At 72.2% G+C, this 19,956-nt stretch carries 20 protein-coding genes and 1 pseudogene; 12 read left to right on the top strand and 9 right to left on the bottom strand.

The genetic code is table 11. The annotated features are described in order from the left end of the window. Positions 1-5 precede the first annotated feature (5 nt). The 3 genes from ACIBA9_RS17260 to ACIBA9_RS17250 all read left to right on the top strand — a co-directional run bounded on the left by ACIBA9_RS17260 (position 6) and on the right by ACIBA9_RS17250 (position 1,958). On the top strand, positions 6-467 hold the full coding sequence (locus ACIBA9_RS17260; protein ID WP_399363756.1) for a DUF6114 domain-containing protein: 462 nt from the start codon (positions 6-8) through the stop codon (positions 465-467). Between the two features lie 170 nt (positions 468-637). Continuing rightward, positions 638-1,294, top strand: a complete 657-nt coding sequence (locus ACIBA9_RS17255; protein ID WP_399363754.1) for a class I SAM-dependent methyltransferase — start codon at positions 638-640, stop codon at positions 1,292-1,294. Between the two features lie 208 nt (positions 1,295-1,502). Further along, positions 1,503-1,958, top strand: coding sequence for a TerB family tellurite resistance protein (locus ACIBA9_RS17250; RefSeq protein WP_362153045.1), 456 nt, complete (start codon positions 1,503-1,505; stop codon positions 1,956-1,958). A 105-nt stretch (positions 1,959-2,063) separates the two neighbouring features. On the opposite strand, the gene ACIBA9_RS17245 is transcribed toward ACIBA9_RS17250, so the two are convergent. The 9 genes and pseudogenes from ACIBA9_RS17245 to ACIBA9_RS17205 all read right to left on the bottom strand — a co-directional run. After that, positions 2,064-3,023 carry an ABC transporter substrate-binding protein gene (locus ACIBA9_RS17245; protein ID WP_399363752.1) on the bottom strand — a complete coding sequence of 320 codons (960 nt, stop codon included), beginning with the start codon at positions 3,021-3,023 and terminating at the stop codon, positions 2,064-2,066. Between the two features lie 146 nt (positions 3,024-3,169). After that, on the bottom strand, positions 3,170-3,838 hold the full coding sequence (locus ACIBA9_RS17240) for an ABC transporter permease (RefSeq protein WP_399363750.1): 669 nt from the start codon (positions 3,836-3,838) through the stop codon (positions 3,170-3,172). Then, complete coding sequence (locus ACIBA9_RS17235) at positions 3,835-4,488, bottom strand: ABC transporter permease subunit (protein ID WP_362153036.1); 654 nt, start codon at positions 4,486-4,488, stop codon at positions 3,835-3,837. Before ACIBA9_RS17235 ends, ACIBA9_RS17240 begins: the two co-directional genes overlap by 4 nt. Continuing rightward, entirely contained in the window at positions 4,485-5,615 is a 1,131-nt protein-coding gene (locus ACIBA9_RS17230) for an ABC transporter ATP-binding protein (protein WP_399363747.1), read from the bottom strand. The genes ACIBA9_RS17235 and ACIBA9_RS17230 overlap by 4 nt, the downstream gene beginning before the upstream one ends. A gap of 99 nt (positions 5,616-5,714) precedes the next feature. Next, positions 5,715-7,004, bottom strand: a complete 1,290-nt coding sequence (locus tag ACIBA9_RS17225; RefSeq protein WP_399363745.1) for a PP2C family protein-serine/threonine phosphatase — start codon at positions 7,002-7,004, stop codon at positions 5,715-5,717. A 123-nt stretch (positions 7,005-7,127) separates the two neighbouring features. Beyond that, positions 7,128-7,535: a peptide-methionine (R)-S-oxide reductase MsrB gene (msrB, locus tag ACIBA9_RS17220; RefSeq protein WP_362153028.1), complete on the bottom strand. Its 408-nt coding sequence runs from the start codon at positions 7,533-7,535 to the stop codon at positions 7,128-7,130. A gap of 24 nt (positions 7,536-7,559) precedes the next feature. Beyond that, positions 7,560-8,951 (bottom strand): UDP-N-acetylmuramate--L-alanine ligase, encoded by a 1,392-nt coding sequence (murC, locus tag ACIBA9_RS17215; RefSeq protein WP_399363743.1) that lies wholly within the window; start codon positions 8,949-8,951, stop codon positions 7,560-7,562. 83 nt (positions 8,952-9,034) lie between these two features. Continuing rightward, a complete protein-coding gene (locus ACIBA9_RS17210; RefSeq protein WP_399364120.1) occupies positions 9,035-9,508 on the bottom strand; it encodes an indole-3-glycerol phosphate synthase in 474 nt (157 codons plus the stop codon). A 158-nt stretch (positions 9,509-9,666) separates the two neighbouring features. Then, positions 9,667-10,425: pseudogene (locus tag ACIBA9_RS17205) on the bottom strand (pyrimidine reductase family protein); the annotation flags it as partial. A gap of 325 nt (positions 10,426-10,750) precedes the next feature. On the opposite strand from ACIBA9_RS17205, the gene zapE reads away from it, so the two are divergent. The 9 genes from zapE (at position 10,751) to ACIBA9_RS17160 (ending at position 19,952) form a co-directional block, all read left to right on the top strand. Then, positions 10,751-11,854 carry a cell division protein ZapE gene (gene zapE / locus ACIBA9_RS17200; protein WP_399363741.1) on the top strand — a complete coding sequence of 368 codons (1,104 nt, stop codon included), beginning with the start codon at positions 10,751-10,753 and terminating at the stop codon, positions 11,852-11,854. 160 nt (positions 11,855-12,014) lie between these two features. Further along, positions 12,015-12,410 (top strand): hypothetical protein, encoded by a 396-nt coding sequence (locus ACIBA9_RS17195; RefSeq protein WP_399363739.1) that lies wholly within the window; start codon positions 12,015-12,017, stop codon positions 12,408-12,410. Between the two features lie 85 nt (positions 12,411-12,495). Beyond that, positions 12,496-13,074 (top strand): carbonic anhydrase, encoded by a 579-nt coding sequence (locus ACIBA9_RS17190; RefSeq protein ID WP_362153019.1) that lies wholly within the window; start codon positions 12,496-12,498, stop codon positions 13,072-13,074. A gap of 8 nt (positions 13,075-13,082) precedes the next feature. Next, on the top strand, positions 13,083-14,594 hold the full coding sequence (locus ACIBA9_RS17185; protein ID WP_399363736.1) for a SulP family inorganic anion transporter: 1,512 nt from the start codon (positions 13,083-13,085) through the stop codon (positions 14,592-14,594). A gap of 147 nt (positions 14,595-14,741) precedes the next feature. Next, the gene (locus tag ACIBA9_RS17180) at positions 14,742-15,653 is read left to right on the top strand and encodes a slipin family protein (protein ID WP_399363734.1); all 912 of its coding nucleotides are present in this window, start codon (positions 14,742-14,744) and stop codon (positions 15,651-15,653) included. A gap of 177 nt (positions 15,654-15,830) precedes the next feature. Then, the gene (locus ACIBA9_RS17175) at positions 15,831-16,688 is read left to right on the top strand and encodes a PPK2 family polyphosphate kinase (protein ID WP_399363732.1); all 858 of its coding nucleotides are present in this window, start codon (positions 15,831-15,833) and stop codon (positions 16,686-16,688) included. 17 nt (positions 16,689-16,705) lie between these two features. After that, the gene (locus ACIBA9_RS17170) at positions 16,706-18,232 is read left to right on the top strand and encodes an FAD-dependent oxidoreductase (protein ID WP_399363730.1); all 1,527 of its coding nucleotides are present in this window, start codon (positions 16,706-16,708) and stop codon (positions 18,230-18,232) included. Positions 18,233-18,325: 93 nt separating this feature from the next. Continuing rightward, positions 18,326-19,174 (top strand): polysaccharide deacetylase family protein, encoded by an 849-nt coding sequence (locus ACIBA9_RS17165; RefSeq protein WP_399363728.1) that lies wholly within the window; start codon positions 18,326-18,328, stop codon positions 19,172-19,174. Positions 19,175-19,238: 64 nt separating this feature from the next. After that, positions 19,239-19,952 (top strand): peptidyl-tRNA hydrolase, encoded by a 714-nt coding sequence (locus ACIBA9_RS17160; RefSeq protein WP_399363726.1) that lies wholly within the window; start codon positions 19,239-19,241, stop codon positions 19,950-19,952. Positions 19,953-19,956: the final 4 nt, after the last annotated feature.

The following is a 19,956-nucleotide window of genomic DNA, read 5'->3' as shown; positions in this document are numbered from 1 at the left end:
TCGGCGTGCCGGAGCGTCCTCGTCAGGGGCCAAGGCTCGCCTTCCGCGGATGGCGGGCCCGCCGGCCGTTCTGGGGCGGGCTGCTGCTCGCCCTGGGCGGCGGCGAGATCCTGCTCACCGAGAAGGCCTCGCTGAAGGTCGTGATGCACATCGGCATGCAGGGCCTGGCCGGTTATCTGCTGCCGACGCTGATGCTGCTGCTCGGCGTCCTGATCCTCGTCAACCCCGCGCAGCGCCTCTTCTACTCCATCACCGGGATCCTGCTCTCCCTGGGCACCTGGCTCACCTCCAACCTGGGCGGCTTCTTCATCGGCCTCCTCCTCGGCGCCACCGGAAGCTGCCTCGCCTTCGGTTGGCTCCCGGACCAGGAACCCCGCCTGAGCCGGCGCAGGCGCCGCAAACGCGCACGAGCCGAGCGGGCGGCGGCGAGGAAATCCCTGCCGGAGGAAGTGGAAGAAGCAGCCTGACACCTCGACCGCCCCCGTCCACCGGGACGGCCGGGCCGATACAGGACTCGGGGCGGTTCGGTAGGTGTGTGCCGACTCGCCTCCCCGGACCGCGTGCGGCAGTCCGGGAGCGGCTGATCCTTGTCTCGGAACGCGGTGTGCAGGCCGCAGGGGCTTGATGCACTGGGGCGATGAAGATCCTGTCGCCTCGTGTCCTGCGAGCTCTCGAACGGTTCAACTCCGCTTATCCCTGGGATCACAACACCCATTACCATCGCTGGATCCTGCGGCAGTTGCCGAGGCGCTTCCACCGCGCCCTGGACGTCGGTTCGGGCAGCGGTGATCTTGCGAGGCTCTTGGCCGAACGAGCCGACGCCGTGAAGGCCGTCGATTCCGATCCGATGATCACTGCCCAGGCCCGGAAGCTGACTCCTGCCGCGCTCCCCGTCACCTTCACCGTCGCGGATGCGATCGCCGACTTCCCCGCCGGCCCCTACGACGTCATCACGTGCGTCGCCACGATCCACCACCTGCCGTTCACCCAGGCGCTCACCCGCTTCCGCCGTCATCTGGCGCCAGGAGGGACCCTGGTGATCGTCGGCCTGTCCCGCGCCCAGACTCCGGCAGACCACCTGCTCGGTGCCGTCGCCATCCCAGCCAACGCCGCCATGGGGTGGCTGAAGAACAAGGGTCGCCCCTCGCCGCGGCCCGTCTCCATGACCGCCCCGACTCGCCCAGCGGACATGACCTTCGACGACATCCTCCGCGAAGCCGGAGCCGTCCTGCCCGGCGCTCGGCTCCGACGGCGGTTGTTCTGGCGCTACACGCTTGTATGGAAGCAGCCCTGAGTGGCCCGTGGCCTCCTCGACCAGGCCCTCGCGGCGGGCGCGGATCGGCCCGGCGAGGTCGAGTTGTCGCGACTGTCACCCCCGGCGGGAGCTCGCTGTGCCGCGTCTGTGGCCGGGGATCTGGTCCGGTGCTGCGGAACTTCCCGGTCGTGCCGCGAGTTTCCATGGTGCTGGGGGCAGCACCCGGCCGGGATGACAAGGAGTGCACATGGCCCTGTGGGACCGCGTCAAGGAGTCGGCGTCGCAGATGCAGACGCAGCTGGTGGCGAAGAAGAACGACCTGAAGAGCGGCGCGTTCCGCGACGCCAGCATGGCGATGTGCGCGCTCGTGGCCGCCGCCGACGGGACCGTCGACCCCTCGGAGCGGCAGCGGGTGGCCCAGCTCATCGGGACCAACGAGGTGTTGCAGAACTTCCCGGCCGACGACCTGCGGCGCCGTTTCGAGGAGAACCTGAACAAGCTGACGACCGACTTCGCCTTCGGCAAGGTGAGCGTGCTGCAGGAGATCGCCAAGGCGAAGAAGAAGCCCGCCGAGGCGCGGGCCGTCATCCAGATCGGGATCGTGATCGGCGGCGCGGACGGCGACTTCGACAAGACCGAGCAGGCGGTGGTGCGCGAGGCGTGCTTCACGCTGGACCTGCCGCCGCACGAGTTCGACCTCTGACGTCGCCGCCCGGCACGACGTGGGTGCTCCCGGGGCTGCGGGCACCCACGTCGTGCCGACGGTCGTTTGGTGCGCCGCCGGGGCCGCGCACACGGGGCGACGGGGTCAGGCGAGACCGGCGGACTTCAGCCAGGCCTTGGCGACGTCCAGCGGGTCCTTGTGCTCCACCTGGATCTGGGCGCCCAGCTTCAGCAGGGTCGTGGTGTCGAGCTTGGCCGAGACGGCGTTGAGCGCGTCGACGCCCTTCTGCGGCAGCGCGCTCTTGTAGACGAGCGGCTGGACGTTCTGGAAGCCGAAGAGGTTCTTCGGGTCCTGGAGAACGACGTACTTCTCCTTGGCGATGTTCGGGTCCGTGGTGAGGATGTCCGCGGCCTGGACGGCGTTCTTGCTCAGTGCCGCCTGGGTGAGCGGGCCGCCCACGTCCAGCGCCTTGAAGGACTTGAACTCCACGCCGTACACGGACTTCAGCCCCACGAGACCCTGCTGGCGGGTCTGGAACTCCGGCGAGCCGCCGATGACCAGGTCCTTGGCGATGTCCTTGAGGTCGGCTATGGAGGACTTCCCGGTGAGGTGGTACTTCTTCGCGGTGTCCGCGTTGACCGTCACCGAGTCCTTGTCCTGGGCCGGCGACGGCTTCAGCACGGTCAGCTTGGAGCCCAGCTTCGCCGTGATGGCCTCGGTGGTCGCCTCGGTGCTCTTCGGCGCCGCCTTGGGGTCGAGGTAGGCGAGCAGGGCGCCGTTGTACTCGGGCAGCACCGAGACGGAGCCGTTCTTGAGCAGACCGTAGGTGGTCTCGCGGCTGCCGATGTTCGGCTTGTAGGTGACCTTGATCCCCTTGGCCTTGAGGGCCTCGCCGTAGATGTCCGCGAGCAGGGTGCTCTCGTAGAAGTTGTTGGAGCCGACGACGACGCTGTCGCCGCTCGCCTTGCCACCCGTCAGGGGGTTGTCGGACTTGCCGTCGTCGGAGGAGCAGCCCGTCAGCAGAGCCGTGGCTGCCGCGAGGGCGACCACCGCCGCGCCTCGGTTGCTCCGGATGTGCCTGCTGATGTGGGTTGTGGAAGTCACGCGTCGATCCAATCCAGCCGGTTCTCGGTCGGTCAAGAGCATCAGATCACCGATACGTCGGGGTCTGTGACCAGTCGTGCCCTTTGAGCGGGCCCTTTGTAACGAGTTCTTGATGAAAGCCGCGCCGAACGCCTGCCGGGCGCTCGTCAGCCGCTTCGGCGTACTCCGGCCGACACCGCGAGCCGGGACGCCGCCCAGAACAAGGCGAGAGTGGCGAGCGCGAGAGCCGCGACCAGGGTGGCACCGCCGACGACCTTCTCGTAGTTGCGCTGGTAGAGGCCGTCGATGATGTAGCGGCCGAGACCGCCGAGGCTGACGTAGGCGGCGATGGTGGCCGTGGAGATGATCTGGATGGCCGCCGTGCGCAGGCCGCTCAGGATCAGCGGGAGCGCGACCGGCACCTCGACCTGGCACAGCACGCGCGCCTCGGACATTCCCATGCCGCGCCCGGCGTCCACCGGCGAGGGGTCGACTGAGCGGATCGCCTCGTAGGTGGTGACCAGGATCGGCGGTACGGCGAGCACCACCAGCGGGATCATCACCGGCCCGAGGCCGAACCCGATCCAGATGAACATCAGCACCAGCAGCCCGAAACTGGGCAGCGCCCGGCCGGCGGTGGCGATCAGCGCGAGGACGTTGCCGCCGCGCCCGTAGTGCCCGGTGACCAGGCCGACGGGCAGCCCGATGACGGCGGCGAGCAGCAGGGCTTCGAGCGAGTAGTGCACGTGCTCGACGAGCCGGGTGGGGATGCCGTCGTAGCCGTGCCAGTTGGCGCTGTCGGTGAAGAAGGCGTGGGCGAAGTCCAGGACGTTCATCGGGTGGCCCCCTTGCGTGGCATCCAGGGGGTGAGGAGGAGCCGGATCAGGACCAGTACGGCGTCGGCGAGGATGCCGAGGACCGCGATGGTCAGCACCGAGTTAACGGCCAGGGCGGGCCGGTGGTAGACGTTGGCGTCGTACAGCATGTTGCCGAGGGCGCCCTGGTTGCCGATGAGCATGCCGACGCTGACCAGGGAGATGCTGGACACGGTCGCGACCCGGAGGCCGCCGATGATCGCGGGCACGGCGATGGGCAGTTGGACCTGGAGGTAGCGGCGCACCGGGCCGAAGCCCATGGCCTGGGCGGCGGCCAGGGTCTCCCGTGGGACCGAGCGGACGCCGTCCACGATGGCCGGCACCAGCACCACCAGGCTGTACACCGCGAGCGGGATCATCACCGTGGTCTCGCTCTGCCCGAAGTAGTCGATGAGCACCACGAAGAAGGCCAGCGAGGGAACGGCGTACAACACCGTGGTGACACCGAGGACGGGCGGGTAGATCCAGCGGAACCGCACGCAGAGCTGGGCCAGGGGCAGGGAGACGAGCAGGCCGGCCAGCACCGGCAGCAGCGCCTCGCGCAGATGCAGGCCGACGAGGCCGAGGTAGCTGTGCTGGAGGTCGCTCGGGAGGTCGAAGAAGCCGTTCATCGCCCGGCCTTCACGTCGGTCCGTCCGGTGACTCGGCTGTGGGCGTCGCGGATCGCCTCGCCGATGACCTGCTGGGACACGACGCCGACGGCGCGGCCCTCGCCGTCCACCGCGACGGCCCAGCCGGTCGGCGAGAGCACGGCGCCGTCGAGCGCGGTGCGCAGCGAGTCGGTGCCGGGCACGAACGGCCGCCCGCACGCCAGGAGTTCCCCGGGGTCGATGGCGCCGGCGGTGAGCCGGTCCGGCTCGGCCCAGCCGAGGGGCCGGCCGTCGGGGTCGGTGACGAGGAGGTAGGGGGCGGCGGCGCGGGCGGCGAGCCGGTCGGCGTCCGCGTCGATGCCGACGATCGGCTCGGTCTCCAGGCGGATCCCCTCGGACGGGAAGAAGGACAGCCGCCGGATGCCGCGGTCGGCGCCGAGGAAGTCCTCGACGAACGCGTCGGCGGGCGCGCTGAGCAGTTCGGCGGGCGGTGCGAACTGGGCGAGCCGGCCGCCGGTGCGCAGGACGGCGACCATCGTGCCGAGTTTGATCGCCTCGTCGATGTCGTGGGTGACGAAGACGATGGTCTTGCCCAGTTCGTCCTGGATGCGCAGGAGTTCGTCCTGCAAGCCCTTGCGCACGATGGGGTCGACCGCGGAGAACGGCTCGTCCATCAGCAGCACCGGCGGGTCGGCGGCGAGCGCGCGGGCCACGCCGACGCGCTGCTGCTGGCCGCCGGAGAGCTGGTACGGGTACCGCTTGGCCAGCGCGGTGTCGAGCCCGACCCGCTCCATCAGCTCGGCGGCCCGGGAGCGCGCCTTCTGCTTGCTCCAGCCGAGCAGGCGGGGCACGGTGGCGATGTTGTCGAGGATGGTGCGGTGCTGGAAGAGCCCGGCGTTCTGGATGACGTAACCCATCGAACGGCGCAGGGTGTTGACCGGCTGCTGCCGGATGTCGGCGCCGTCCAGGAGGATGCTGCCCTCGCTGGGGTCCACCATCCGGTTGATCATGCGCAGGGTCGTCGTCTTACCGCACCCCGAGGGCCCGACGAGGACCGTGATCGCGCGGTCCGGTATGTCCAGCGACAGCCGGTCGACCGCGACCGTGCCGTCCGGATACCGCTTCGTGACTGAGTCTATCCGTATCAAAACGCCGAATACCCTTCGGGTTTGGCGGTATTCCGCCCGTTATCGGCCACGGTCTTCGAGGCGCAGCCCGTTGCGGAAAGAGTCTAGACCGCGAGTGTTTCAGGACTTTGGCGGGAGAGCGGGCGGTGGCGGCTCCTCGTCCTTGCGCGGGTGCGGCCGGGCCGCGAGGACCGCGACGTCGTCCTCCGCGCGGCGCGCGTCCAGCCGACCGACGATCGTCTCCAGCACCTCGTCGACGCCGTTGCCGCCGGTGAAGCGGAGGGCGGCCAGACGGGCGAGCGAGTGGTCGATGTCCTCGCCGCGGCGCTCCACGAGTCCGTCGGTGAACAGCACGAGCGTACAGCCGGGTGCCAGGGCGTGGGTGGCCGACTCGTACCCGCCCAGTCCGGTGCCGAGCGGCGGCCCGACCGGGACGGGCAGCAGCGAGGCCGCACCGTCCTCGGTGATGAGCACGGGCGGCAGATGGCCGGCGCTGGCCAGCGTCACCTGGCCCCGGCCCGGGTCGACGCGAGCGAGCAGACAGGTGGCCGGCCGGCGCTCGTCCTCCCCGGCGGCGATGTCGTCCATCTGCCGCAGCACCCGGTGCGGGGGCAGATCGGCCGAGGCGATGTAGCGCAGCGAGGAGCGGTAGGCGCTCATGTCGACGGCGGCCTCCAGACCGTGTCCCATCACATCGCCGACCACCAGCAGGGTGCGGCCGAAGTGCAGGCGTACGGTCTCGCACCAGTCGCCGCCGACCAGCGCGCTCCCGCCGACGGGCAGGTAGCGGACGGCGACGTCCAGGTTGGGGTGCGGGCGGCCCGGTGCCGCCAGCAGGGCGCGCTGGAGATCGCCGGCGGTCCGGCTGACCCGTTCGTAGGCACGGGCGTGCCGCAGGTGGGAGGCACCGCGCTCGGCGAGCAGGACGAGCCGCTCGGCCTCGAACCGTCGCGGCGGTCGTCCCTCGCGCGCCCACACCAGGACGCCGTACATGTCGTCCCCGCTGGTCAGCGGCGCGCACAGGGCGCCTCCCGTCCCGCTGCCGGCCGGGTGCTCCAGCCAGGGCTCGGTGCCGACGCCGGCGGTCGGCGAACTCCTCTCGCGGACCACGGCGGTGGCCCAGCGGGCGTCGGGCAGCACATCGGCGTCCCCGGTGATCGCGTCGTAGCCGGAGATGGTCTCCCCCACCCGGCGCATGACGGCCGCGCTTCCGCCGGCCAGCCGAACGGCGGCGCGGGTCAGCTCGGCGCAGGTCGTGGCCTCGTCCAGGGTGGTCCCGATCCCGGCCAGGGCGGCGCCCAGCGTGTCCAGCCGCGCCGTGGGCTCCTCCGCCCGCCCGGCACCGCGATACCCACCGCGGTCGCCGTCGACGGCCACGGGCCCGCGGCGGGACCGGATCCAGCGCGCCACACCCAACACCCTCACAGAGTCTCAAAACATGGCGAGCGGGGCACCGGTCACAGGGTGCCCCGCTCTCGCTTCGGCCACCGCGGCCACTCGGGTCCCATCGTCCCGGGCGGCCGTCCGGGACGGTCAGTCCTCGGCGGGGGCCAGCCGCAGAGAGATCGAGTTGATGCAGTACCGCTGGTCGGTGGGGGTCCCGTACCCCTCACCCTCGAACACGTGCCCGAGGTGGGAGCCGCAGCGGGCGCAGCGCACCTCGGTCCGGACCATCCCGTGGGACCGGTCCTCGATCAGCTCGACCGCGTCGGTGTCCTTGGGGTCGTAGAAGGACGGCCAGCCGCAGTGCGACTCGAACTTGGTGTCGGAGGTGAACAGGTCGGCACCGCAGGCCCGGCAGGAGTAGACACCCTTGGTCTTGGTGTCCGTGTACTCACCGGTGAAGGCGGGCTCGGTACCGGCCTGGCGCAGCACGGAGAACTCGGCCGGAGACAGCTCCGCCCGCCACTGCTCGTCCGGCTTCTCGACGTCGTACGACATGAGCCTCAGCCCCTTTACTACTACTCACTGCGACAGGCGGTCCAGGATCCGCGGGCCCAGGTCGGTCACATCACCCGCGCCCATGGTGAGAACGAGATCACCGGGCTTCGCCATTCCCGCGATCACCGCCGGGACCTCCGCCTTGTCGTGCACGGCGGTGACGTCGGCGCCCGCGGCGCGCGCGGCCTCGATGATCAGCTCGGCGGTCACCCCGGGGATCGGGTCCTCGCGGGCCGGGTAGATCTCGAGCACGACGGAGGCGTCCGCCAGCGTCAGCGCCTGGCCCATCTCCTTGCCCAGCTCCTGGGTGCGGGAGAACAGGTGCGGCTGGAAGACGACGAGGATGCGGGAGTCGCCGGCGGCGGCCCGCATGGCCTCCAGGTCGGCGCTCATCTCGGTCGGGTGGTGGGCGTAGGAGTCGATCACCTGGACGCCCGCCGCCTCGCCCTTGAGCTGGAGCCGGCGCTTGACCCCGGTGTACGCGGCGAGCGCGGGGGCCAGCCGGTCGGCCGGGACGCCGAGGGCCGCGGCGGCGGCGAGCGCGGCGACGGCGTTCAGGGCGTAATGGCGGCCGGGGACGGAGACCGTGAAGGTCAGCTCGCGTCCGTCCAGGAGGACCGTCACCTCGCTCTTGAGGCCCTGGGGCACCACGGAGAGCACCCGTACGGCGGCGTCGTCCGCCTCGCCGTAGGTCACCACCCGCACATCGCGGCCGGCGACGCGGCGGGTGAGTTCCCGGGCGCCTTCCTGGTCCGCGGAGACGACCAGCGTGCCGCCCTCGGTGATCCGGTCGACGAACGTCTCGAAGGACTCGTAGATCTCGTCCATCGAGGCGTAGTTGGCGTGGTGGTCCAGTTCGACGTTGAGGACGATGGCGACGTCGGGCGCGTACTTGTGGAAGCTGCGGTCCGATTCGTCCGCCTCCGCCACGAAGAGGTCCCCCTCGCCGTGCAGGGCGTTGGAGCCGGGGGCGTCCAGGTCGCCGCCGATCGCGTACGACGGCTTCAGGCCCAGCTCGGTCAGGGAGACCGCCAGCATCGACGTGGTGGTGGTCTTGCCGTGCGTACCGGCCACGGCGATCGGGCGCAGCCCCTCCATCAGCGCGGCCAGCGCGTCGGAGCGGTGCACCACCGGGATGCCCAGCTCGGCGGCGCGGGCCAGCTCCGGGTTGTCCTCGCGGATCGCCGACGAGACGACGACACAGCTCGCGTCCTCGGCGAGGTGCCCCGCGGCGTGCCCGATGTGCACGGTGGCGCCGAGCGCCCGCAGCGCCTGGGCGGTCGCCGAGTCCTTGGCGTCGCTCCCGGCCACCGCGGCGCCGCGCTGCGCGAGGATCTTGGCGATGCCCGACATCCCGGCGCCGCCGATGCCGATGAAGTGCGGTCGGTCCATGGCGGCAGGAAGGCCGGGTGCCATGTGTTTCTCCCCAGAGACGGTGCGTGCCAGAGCAGCCCTAGCCTATGCGCTGGCGTGCCGGGCTCCGCGCAGGAGGACCACGGCTACGCCTTGCTGTGCGAGAACAGCTTCAGCACCGGCACCCCCACCTTGTGCCGGGCGCGCGAGGCCCAGTCCCGGTGGAAGAACTCCTCCACGTAGTGCGGATCGGTCAGCACGATCACCTCGTCGGCCCCCACCTCGGCCACCAGCGCCTTCAGCGCGTCCAGCGGGTGGTCCTCGACCAGCCGCCCCTCCGCCCGGCTGCCCGCCGCGCGCAGGGCCTGCAACGACACGTCGAGGGCCTGACGGCCGACGCTGCGGGCCTCGTCGCCCTCGGGCGTGTCCCCTTCGCGCACGGCGTCGTCGAGTTCACCGAGCGCGATGTCGTCGATGGCCCGCAGCAGGCGGTCCGCCTGGTCGCCGCGCGGCTGCAGCAGCACATGGAAGGCGACCGGCTCGTCCCCGTGCAACGTGGTGACGAACTCCACGTCGGCGGACGTCAAGGCCTTCTCGATCATCAACACGCTCGTGAACACCAAACGCCTCTTCTCCTCCGTGGGCCCGGACCGGGCCCCTGCGGAAACCATCCTTCCCCGTGATCGCACGGGTACTGCCGGATCAAGTCTGCCTGTCGACAACCGGTCGGAATGGAATATTCCACTCATTTCCGGACCGACGGCTCAGGAGCGGCACTTCAGGACCGACGGTAACGACCGAAGAGGAATCCGTCCTCCTCGAGGAGGGAGACGAGACCGAACCGGTGCGGCACGGCGACCGACGGACCGCCGGCGATGCGCTGCGCGTCCCCCGCGGTGAGCGTCGGGGAGAGCGTCAGGCACAGCTCGTCCAGCACCTCGGCGGCGATGAGCTGGCCGAGCAGCCGGGGGCCGCCCTCGGTGAGCAGCCGGGTGTGGCCGAGGGCGGCGAGGGCGCGTACCGCTCGCGCGGGCTCGACGCCCATGCCGTCGCCGGCGATCACCACCCGGGCTCCGGCCCTCTCGGCGGCGGCCACCCGGTCGGGGGCGGCCGCGGCGCCCGTGAGCACGAGGGTGGGGACCAGGGGCGAGGTGAACAGGGGAAGGGAGAAGTCCAGCTCCAGGCTCGCGCTGACGACCGCGATCGCGGGTACCGCGGCCTGCCCCGCGGCCTTGCGGGCATCGGCGAACTCGGCGCGCTCCTTCGCCGGGCGGTACCCCTCCTGCCGTACCGTCTCCGCCCCCACCACGACGACGTCCGCGAGCGCCCGCAGCGTGCCGAAGATCCGCATGTCCGCCGCGCTGGAGATGGGCTGGGAGCGGCCGTCGTGCTGGGCGGCGCCGTCGAGGGAGGAGACCATGTTGGCCCGCAGCCACGGCCGCGGGCCCCGCGGACCGGGCTCCGGGTAGGCGTAGGCCGCGGCCAACTCCGCGAGACTCCACTCCCGCGCCTGCCCCGCCGCAGGCGCGCCGACCGTCGTGGCGGGGCCGGGGTCGCCGGCGGCCGCGACCGGACCGGGGGCCTGGGCGGCGCCGCGAGCATCGACGGAACCGGCGGGTCCGGGGGCGCCGGGCGCTCCCGGAACGCCGGACGCGGCACGGGCACCGGAGGCACCGGTACCGGCGACCCGATCGGCCTCCGCCGCGCCGGTGGCCCCCCGGGCCCCGACCGTCCCCGCGTCCCCGGTGGCCCCTTCGGCCTCCGGCGGGCGCCCGGTGGAGGCCTGGGCTGCTGTTTCGTCGGTCACAGGGAACAGGCGTCGCATGTGGTGCAGTGTGACACGGCGCTTAGCATGGTTGACCGTGTCGTCCTCCACCTCCGCCCCAGCATCCGGCTCGCCGGCCGACGCGGGCCCCCTCTCCCTGTGCGCCCGTGAGCCCCGTGTGCCCGCCGACCGGCTGGTCGCCGAGATGGTGCCGCCGCCGCGCTTCGACTCGGTCCGCTTCTCGACGTACATCCCGGACCCGAACCAGCCCAGTCAGATCGAGGCCGTGGGGGTGCTGGAGGGGTTCGCGGCCGGGCTCGGCGGGGCGCACGCCTCCGGCGCCGGCAGGCGCGGCTTCCTCGGCTTCGGCAGGAGCAGGGCGCCCAAGACCCCGGCCGGACCGCGCGGGGTGTACCTGGACGGCGGCTACGGCGTCGGCAAGACCCATCTGCTCGCCTCGCTCTGGCACGCCACCCCGGCCGAGCCCGCGCTGAAGGCGTTCGGCACCTTCGTGGAGCTGACGAACCTGGTCGGCGCGCTCGGTTTCCAGCAGACCGTGCAGACGCTCAGCGGCCACCGCCTGCTGTGCATCGACGAGTTCGAGCTGGACGACCCGGGCGACACGGTCCTGGTGTCCACGCTGCTCGGCAAGCTGGTCGACGCGGGCGTCGCGCTCGCCGCCACCTCCAACACGCTGCCCGGCAAGCTGGGCGAGGGCCGGTTCGCCGCCGCCGACTTCCTGCGCGAGATCCAGGGCCTGTCGGCCCACTTCCGCGCCCTGCGCATCGACGGCGAGGACTACCGCCACCGCGGTCTGCCCGAGGCGCCGGCCCCGTTCACCGACGAAGAGGTGACGAAGGCGGCGTACGCGACCGAGGGCGCCTCGCTGGACGACTTCCCGCGGCTGCTGGAGCACCTCGCCAAGGTGCACCCGAGCCGGTACGGGGCGCTGACCGACGGTCTGCGGGCGGTCTGCCTCACCGGGGTGCGGCCGGTGCCGGACCAGTCGACCGCGCTGCGGCTGGTCGTGCTCGCCGACCGGCTCTACGACCGCGAGGTCCCGGTGCTGGCCTCGGGGCAGCCCTTCGACCGGCTGTTCAGCGAGGAGATGCTGAACGGCGGCTACCGCAAGAAGTACTTCCGCGCGATATCCCGGCTCACCGCGCTGGCCCGCGACGCCAAGGGGCTGCTCGACTCCTAGGGCGAATTCACGCCACGCCACCCGCACTTTTCACGCTCTCTTGTGGGCGTAACGCGCAGTTAACCCTGCAAAGGCCTCCGCACGGTTAACGTATTTCTTGACCAGTCATTGACCAGTGCTTGGTGCTTACAAGAGATGTGAACGTGGCGAAGGGGGGCGCATGTTCCGAGGTACGACGGCCCGGGCACTGCTCGCGCTCCTCGCCCTGACACAGCTCGCCTTCCAGCTCCTCATTCCCACGGGACCCTTCGCACCCGCGCACACGATCGGCCAGGCGTTGGCCAAAGCCGCGCCCGAAATCAGCTCCCCCGCCCTACCGCCGCGCGTCGGAGCGGACACCGTCCGCGACGAGGGACGCCCGGATGAGCCCCTGGGCGCCCCGCGCGTACGCGACCGGCAGCGCGGCTCGGCCTCCGGCTGGGCGCCGGAACACCCGCTCATAGCCGGCCGGACGGCCGCCGCGGACCCGTCGGACACCTCCGGCACGCGGTGGCACCGCGCCCCGGGATCCGCCAGAGCCCACACCCAGGCGGCACTTCAGGTCTTCCGCCGCTGAGGGGCGGGCCGCGCGCGGCTCCCACTCCCCCCACACCGCTCGAGCCCGACGCGCCGGTGCGGCGCGCCAGGAGGAACCCACAGCCATGCAGCCCCTCATCGACAACGCCCGTGTCTTCGGACAGCGCCCTGAGGAGTTCGCCAAACTCGCCGAAGGCCAGTCCCCTCAGGTCCTCTTCATCACCTGCTCCGACTCCCGGGTCGTACCGGCCCTGATCACGGGCGCCCGCCCCGGCGAGCTGTTCGAGCTGCGCACCGCGGGCAACATCGTGCCGCCGCACGCCTCGCGACACCCCACCGCCGAGGCCGCCACCATCGAGTACGCCGTGGAGGTGCTCGGCGTCCGCGACATCGTCGTCTGCGGGCACTCGCACTGCGGCGCCGTCGGCGCGCTGGTGCGCGGCGACGACCTGACCGCCGTACCCGCCGTGCGCGACTGGCTCGCGCACGCGACCCCTCGTCCGACCGGCGCGGCCGAGGACCCGGAGGTCGCCGAGGGCGTGCAGAGCCATGTACTGACCCAGCTGCTGCGCCTGCGCTCCTACCCCTGCGTGGAACGGGGACTGACGGAGGGCCGGCTCGCCCTGCACGCCTGGTACTACGAGGTGCACACCGGCGCCGTACGGACGCACCGCCCGCAGACCGACACCTTCGAGTCCCTGTGAGCGCGCCGATGACCAGCAAGCACACCCTCATATCCCGCTTCCCCCATCTCAGGCAGGATCTCGCCGCCTCCCTCGTGGTCTTCCTGGTCGCGCTCCCGCTGTGCGTGGGCGTGGCCGTCGCCTCCGGGGTGCCGGCCGAACTGGGCCTGGTCACCGGCATCGTGGGCGGCATCGTCACCGGGCTGATGCGCGGCAGCAGCCTGCAAGTGTCCGGTCCGGCCGCCGGCATGACCGTGCTGGTCTTCGAGGCGGTCAAGGAGTTCGGTCTGCCGGTGCTCGGTGCGATCGTGCTCGCGGCCGGTCTGCTCCAGGTGGCCATGGGCGCCCTGCGGCTGGGCCGCTACTTCCGGGCCATCTCCGTGTCCGTCGTCGAGGGCATGCTGGCCGGGATCGGTCTGGTCCTCATCGCCGGCCAGCTCTATCCGGCGCTGGCGGCCAAGGCCCCCGACTCCGGCCTGGGCAGGATCGCCGGACTGCCCGGCGCCTTCGTGGACGCCCTCGGCGCCGGGCGGGCACTCGCCTCCCTCGCGGTGTGCGCGGGCACGATCGCCGTACTGCTGCTGTGGCGGCTCGCTCCGGCCCGGCTGCGCGCGCTGCCGGGCCCGCTGGCCGCGGTCGGCCTGGCCACACTGGCCGGGTTCGCGCTGGACCTGCCCGTGGCCACCATCGAGGTGCGGGGGCTGCTGGGCTCGGTCCAGCCGCCGCCGCTGAGCGCCTTCGGCGAGCTGGCCGGTGTCGGCGCGCTCGGCACGGTCCTCGCCTTCACCCTGATCGCGTCGGCGGAGTCGCTGTTCAGCGCGGCGGCCGTGGACCGGCTGCACTCCGGGCCGCGCACCGCCTACGACCGGGAACTCCTCGCCCAGGGCGCCGGCAACACGGTGTGTGGGCTGCTGGGCGCACTGCCGATGACGGCGGTGATCGTGCGCAGCGCCGCCAACGTCCAGGCGGGCGCCCGGACCAAGGCATCCCGGGTGCTGCACGGCGTGTGGCTGTTGCTGTTCGCGGCGCTGCTGCCGGGCGTGCTCGCCTGGATCCCGATCCCGGCCCTCGCCGGCATCCTGATCCACGCGGGAGCCAAACTGGTGCCGGTCCGGACGCTGACGGTGCTGTGGCGCGAGAACCGGGGCGAGGCGCTGATCCTGACGGTCACGGCCGTCTCCATCGTCGCGGTGAGCATGTTCGAGGGCGTGCTGATCGGGCTGGCGCTGGCGGTGGTCAAGACGGCCTGGGAGGCGTCGCACATCAGGCTGGAGGTCGTCGACAAGGGGGCGGGCCCGGTCGAGGCGTACCTGGTGGGCAACGCGACCTTCCTGCGGCTGCCGAGGATCCTGGACAGCCTGGACTCCCTCCCCCGCAACCGTCCGGTCCGCCTGGACCTCTCCGGCGTCCACCACCTCGACCACGCCTGCCGCACGGCCCTGGAGAGCTGGGCCGAGCGGCACAGCGACGCGGACACCGAACCGGTGAGGCTCACGGTTCCCGCGGCGCGCACCCGGTCGGCGAGGGCGACGGCGGCATGACCGCGTCCACGGCCGGGTGACGGCCGCGTCGGGAGGGGGTGGGCGGTGCCGGCGACGGCACCGCCCATCACGTCCATGGCTTCCACACCTGGCCGGGCATATCGTTACAGCGACAGACAAAACAGACCTCTGCACGAGGAGGTCACCATGGTCCAGGACCTTGTGGTGGCCGTGGCAGCCGCAGGCTCGGTCGGCATCGTCTACCTGGCCGCGGCGGCGCGCGTGATCAAGCAGTACGAACGCGGCGTGCTGTTCCGGCTCGGGCGCCTCGCGGGTGAGGTACGCGCGCCGGGCCTCACCCTGATCATTCCCTTCGTCGACCGGCTGCGGAAGATCAACATGCAGATCGTGACGCTGCCCATTCCGGCGCAGGAGGGCATCACCCGCGACAACGTCACCGTCCGCGTGGACGCGGTCGTGTACTTCCGGGTGGTCGACGCGGCGAGCGCCCTGGTGAAGGTGGAGGACTACCGGTTCGCGGTGTCGCAGATGGCGCAGACCTCCCTGCGCTCCATCATCGGCAAGAGCGACCTGGACGATCTGCTCTCGAGCCGCGAGAAGCTCAACCAGGGCCTGGAGCTGATGATCGACAGCCCGGCCGTCGGCTGGGGCATCCAGGTCGACCGGGTGGAGATCAAGGACGTGTCCCTGCCGGACACGATGAAGCGGTCGATGGCCCGGCAGGCCGAGGCCGACCGGGAACGGCGGGCCCGGATCATCAACGCCGACGCCGAGCTGCAGGCCTCCAAGAAGCTCGCCGAAGCCGCCCAGCAGATGGCCGACACCCCGACCGCCCTCCAGCTCCGGCTGCTCCAGACGGTGATGGCGGTGGCGGCCGAGAAGAACTCCACGCTGGTCCTGCCCATCCCGGTGGAACTGCTGCACTTCCTGGAGCGGGGCAACCAGCAGCCCGCAGCGCCGAACGCCGGCACCCGGTCGCCGCAGACGGCGGCCGCGCCGGAGCCCGGCGCACTCCTGGACACCGCACCGCTGCCGCCCAGGCCGAACGGCGACGCGACACAGCGGGGAACGGCCGCACTCCCGGAGACGGAGCCGTAGCGGAACCACCACCTCGGCCCCGGAGGTGTCCACCCGGAACTCCTGGAAACCTGATCGGGGCCGGGCCCCTACGGGTTCGGCGGCGCCGGCCGTTCGACGCTCACCGCCCCCGCCCGGCACGGGCGTAGGGCGCGGCGCACGAGCGTGGGAACCGAGAACCGAGCGAAGGAGTGCGCCGTGCCGAAGAAGGGTGTCCGAAGCCTCCGGGAGGCGCTGCGTCTCCCGCCCGGCGAGCCGGTGGACCTGGCCTCCTACGACGCCCGCGCCACACCCGGCGCCCCGGGCGGCAAGAGCGCCACCGTCGCGGACACCGCGCGCATGGGCGGGCAGCTGGCCCGGTGGCAGGAGCGGCTGTGGGCGGCGGGCACCGCGGGTGACCGGCACCGGGTGCTGCTGGTACTCCAGGGCATGGACACGAGTGGCAAGGGCGGCACGGTCAAGCACGTCATCGGCAATCTCAACCCCTCCGGCTGCCGGGTCAGGGCGTTCAAGGCGCCCACCGAGGAGGAGCGCGCGCACGACTTCCTCTGGCGGGTGCGGCGCGCGCTGCCCGAACCGGGCGAGATCGGCATCTTCGACCGCTCGCACTACGAGGACGTGCTGGTCGCCCGGGTCCGGCATCTCGCCCGGCCCGCCGAGATCGGCAGCCGGTACGGCCTGATCAACGACTTCGAGCGGGAGCTCGCCGAGGACGGGACGACCGTCGTCAAGTGTTTCCTGCACATCTCCTACGAGGAGCAGCGGCGCCGCCTGCTGCGTCGCCTCGACCGCCCGGACAAGCACTGGAAGTTCCAGCCCGGCGACATCGACGACCGGGCCCTGTGGCCCGCCTATCAGGAGGCGTACGAGCGGGCGCTGGAGCACTGCGCGAGCGCGCGGGCGCCCTGGTACCTGGTCCCGGCGGATCGCAAGTCGTACCGGAACTGGGCCGTCAGCCGACTTCTGCTGGAGGAGCTGCGGGCGTTGGACCCGCACTATCCGAAGGCCGGTTTCGATGTGGCGGAATGCCGGGAGCGACTGCTGAACGAGGCCTGACCGGGTACCCGGCGGCCATGCACGAGCAGCGGAAAGTCACCGATTCGTACTGGCTGCGGACCGCTCCCGGGCCGTCGTACCCGGCTCTGACCGGGGACACCGAGGTCGATGTGGCCGTCGTGGGCGCGGGTATGGCCGGGCTCAGCACCGCCTACGAGCTGGCCCGGGCCGGGCTGCGGGTGGCGGTGCTGGAGGCGGGGCGGGTGGCGTCCGGGGTCACCGGTCACACCACCGCCAAGCTGACGGCCCAGCACACCCTCGTCTACGACCGGCTCCGGCGTACCCGTGGGCCCGACGGCGCGCGGCTGTACGCCCGTTCGCAGTCGGAGGCGATCGAGCACGCGGGGGCGCTCGTCGCCGAGCTGGGCATCGACTGCGAGTGGGAGGAGCGGGACGCCTACACGTACGTGCGGGACGAGTCGCGGGTCGAGGAGGTGCGGGCGGAGGCGGAGGCCGCGCGGGAGGCGGGGCTGCCGGCCACGTTCACGACCGGGACCGGGCTGCCGTTCCCGGTGGCGGGCGCGGTCCGGGTGACCGGGCAGGCGCAGTTCCACCCGGTCCGGTACCTGCGGGCGCTCGTCGACGACATGATCGCGCGCGGTGGCCAGGTGTACGAGGGGACGCGGGTCGTCGGTTTGGACGAGGGCGGGGAGACCTGCCGGCTGACGACGGAATCGGGCCACACGGTGACCGCCCGGGACGTCGTGGTCGCCACCCACTATCCGGTGTTCGACCGGGCCCTGCTGTTCTCCCGGCTGTCCCCGCGCCGGGAACTGGTCGTGGCGGGCCCGCTGGGCGACGGCCCGGATCCCGAGGGCATGTACATCACGCCCGAGGAGAACACCCGCTCGGTGCGCACCGCGCCGTACGGCGAGGACGGCCGACGGCTGCTCGTCGTCACCGGTGAGCACTTCACGCCCGGTACCGGCGATCCGCGGGCCGGCTTCGACCGGCTCGCCGCCTGGGCCCGGGAGCACTTCCCCGGAGTGCGTCTGGAGCACGCCTGGGCCACCCAGGACAACGAGTCGACCGACACCGTCCCGCTGGTGGGCCCCTTCCACCCGGGCGCCCGGCACACCTATGTGGCCACGGGCTTCGGCGGCTGGGGACTGAGTGGCGGGATCATGGCCGGGCTGCTGCTCACCTCCCTGATCACCGGCGGCGACAGCCCCTGGCGGGAGCTGTACGACCCGCGCCGGCTGAAGTCGGTGGTGCGCGAGGCTCCGTCGCTGCTGAAGACGCAGGCGAAGGTGGCCCGGCACTTCGTCGGGGACCGGTTGAAGACGCCGGCCTCGGTGGACGACCTGGCGCCCGGTGACGGCGCGGTGGTCCGGGTGGGCGGTGACCGGCTCGCCGTGCACCGCGACGACGCGGGAGCCCTGCACGCCGTGTCGGCCCGCTGCACCCACCTCGGCTGCCTGGTCGCGTTCAACCGTGCCGAGTGCGCCTGGGAGTGTCCGTGCCACGGCTCCCGTTTCGGCGTCGACGGCGAGGTGCTCCAGGGGCCGGCGGTCCGGCCGCTGGAACAGCGCGAACTGGAGTGAGCGGTGATCCGCCGCCCGCCGCGCGGGTGACCTTACCGCCACACTCCGAGTCGTATCACCATACAAATGGACATACGGTCCTACGCTCGTCCGGTGATCCCACTCGCACGCCGTATCGCCGCCGTCACCTCCGTCTGCGTCCTGGGCGCGGCCCTCGCCGCCTGCGGCACCGCGGGCCCGTCGGGCGTGGCCAAGCCCTCCGTGTCCGCCTCCCCCTCCGCCACCCGGCCGCCCGTGCTCACCCCGGGCCCGGGCGGCCTGACCCCGGTCTTCGAGCACGGCCCCCGCACCCTGGGCAAGCAGGTCGCGCTGACCTTCGACGCCGACATGACCGCCGACGAGGGCCCCCGCGCGGCCTCCGGCGAGCATTTCGACAATCCGGGTCTCATCGCCGCCCTGCGCACGCTGAAGGTCCCGGCGACCGTCTTCATGACCGGCCGCTGGGCCGACCAGTACCCGGCCGAGGCCCGCAGTCTCGGTCACGACCCGCGGTTCGAGGTCGCCAACCACTCCTACAGCCACTACGCCTTCACCGACGACTGCTACGGCCTGCCGACGGTCGGGGCGGACCGGATGCGCTCGGACGTCGAGCGCGCGTACACCTCCCTGCGCAAGGCGGGCGTACCGAAGCCGATGCCGTACTTCCGTTTCCCCGGCGGCTGTTACGACGAGCGGTCCCGCCGCGCGCTCAGCGGGCTCGGGGTGACCGCGGTGCAGTGGGACGTGGTGAGCGGCGACGCGTTCGCCACCGACGCCGACGCGGTGGTCCGCCAGGTGCTGGACGGGGTGAAGCCCGGCTCGGTGGTCGTCATGCACTGCACCCGCAGCGCCGCCCCGACGACCGAGAGCGTCGTCCGCAGGGTCGTGCCGGAGCTGCGCAAGCTCGGGTACCGGTTCGTGAAGGTCTCCGAGCTGATCGGCGAGACCAGCGGACACCGCTGAGCGGCGCGGGTGACGCGGGAGGCGCGTTGATCGGGGTGATCCCGGCTTCGTAGGCTGGGCTGTCGTGAGCAACGTTCCAGTTTCCGGTGACAGTCCCTTCCAGGCCGAGCGCACGCCACGCGACGAGGCACCGCAGTTCGTGCTGCCGCTCGTCGTCCGCATCGAGCGGAGCGCGCCGCCCGCCCGCACCGACGCGCTGGAGACGGCCGCCCGGGCCGTGCTCCGCCTCCTCGGTGACGAACGGGCGCACGGCGACGGCGAGTGGGCCGAGGCCGTGCGGAACTGGGAGGACGCCCGGATCCGCAAGGTCGTCCGCCGGGCCCGGGGCGCCGAGTGGCGGCGGGCCGGGACGCTGCCCGGGATCACGGTGACGGGCAAGTCCGCGGAGGTCCGGGTCTTCCCGCCGATCCCGCTGGACGGCTGGCCCAAGGACCTGGCCAAGCTCCAGGTGTCGGGCACCGAGCTGGACGACCCGGAGCCGCCCGCCCCGGCGGACCCGGTCCAGCCGGTGCTGTGGCTGAACCCCGAACTGGAGATGTCGGCCGGCAAGGCGATGGCCCAGGCAGGGCACGGCGCCCAACTGGCCTGGTGGGCGCTGTCCGGCACCGAGCGGGCCGCCTGGCGCGACGCCGGCTTCCCGCTCGCCGTCCGCACCGCCGCCCCCGCCGACTGGCCCCGGCTGACCGGCGGCGGACTGCCGCTGGTGCGCGATGCCGGCTTCACGGAGATCGCGCCGGGTTCCTGCACGGTGGTCGCCGACCATCCGGCGCTGCGCTGACGCG

This window comes from Streptomyces sp. NPDC051452, assembly GCF_044454765.1.
GTDB lineage: Bacteria > Actinomycetota > Actinomycetes > Streptomycetales > Streptomycetaceae > Streptomyces.
The sequence above is the reverse complement of the archived record's forward strand: the minus strand, read 5'-3'. Positions and strand labels throughout refer to the sequence as shown.

Excerpts from the sequence above, each read along its gene's own strand:
- ACIBA9_RS17255 (WP_399363754.1), top strand. The coding sequence starts at position 638 with ATGAAGATCCTGTCGCCTCGTGTCCTGCGAGCTCTCGAACGGTTCAAC.
- ACIBA9_RS17250 (WP_362153045.1), top strand. The coding sequence starts at position 1,503 with ATGGCCCTGTGGGACCGCGTCAAGGAGTCGGCGTCGCAGATGCAGACG.
- ACIBA9_RS17240 (WP_399363750.1), bottom strand. The coding sequence starts at position 3,838 with ATGAACGTCCTGGACTTCGCCCACGCCTTCTTCACCGACAGCGCCAAC.
- ACIBA9_RS17235 (WP_362153036.1), bottom strand. The coding sequence starts at position 4,488 with ATGAACGGCTTCTTCGACCTCCCGAGCGACCTCCAGCACAGCTACCTC.
- msrB (WP_362153028.1), bottom strand. The coding sequence starts at position 7,535 with ATGTCGTACGACGTCGAGAAGCCGGACGAGCAGTGGCGGGCGGAGCTG.
- murC (WP_399363743.1), bottom strand. The coding sequence starts at position 8,951 with ATGGCACCCGGCCTTCCTGCCGCCATGGACCGACCGCACTTCATCGGC.
- ACIBA9_RS17195 (WP_399363739.1), top strand. The coding sequence starts at position 12,015 with ATGTTCCGAGGTACGACGGCCCGGGCACTGCTCGCGCTCCTCGCCCTG.
- ACIBA9_RS17190 (WP_362153019.1), top strand. The coding sequence starts at position 12,496 with ATGCAGCCCCTCATCGACAACGCCCGTGTCTTCGGACAGCGCCCTGAG.
- ACIBA9_RS17185 (WP_399363736.1), top strand. The coding sequence starts at position 13,083 with ATGACCAGCAAGCACACCCTCATATCCCGCTTCCCCCATCTCAGGCAG.
- ACIBA9_RS17180 (WP_399363734.1), top strand. The coding sequence starts at position 14,742 with ATGGTCCAGGACCTTGTGGTGGCCGTGGCAGCCGCAGGCTCGGTCGGC.
- ACIBA9_RS17170 (WP_399363730.1), top strand. The coding sequence starts at position 16,706 with ATGCACGAGCAGCGGAAAGTCACCGATTCGTACTGGCTGCGGACCGCT.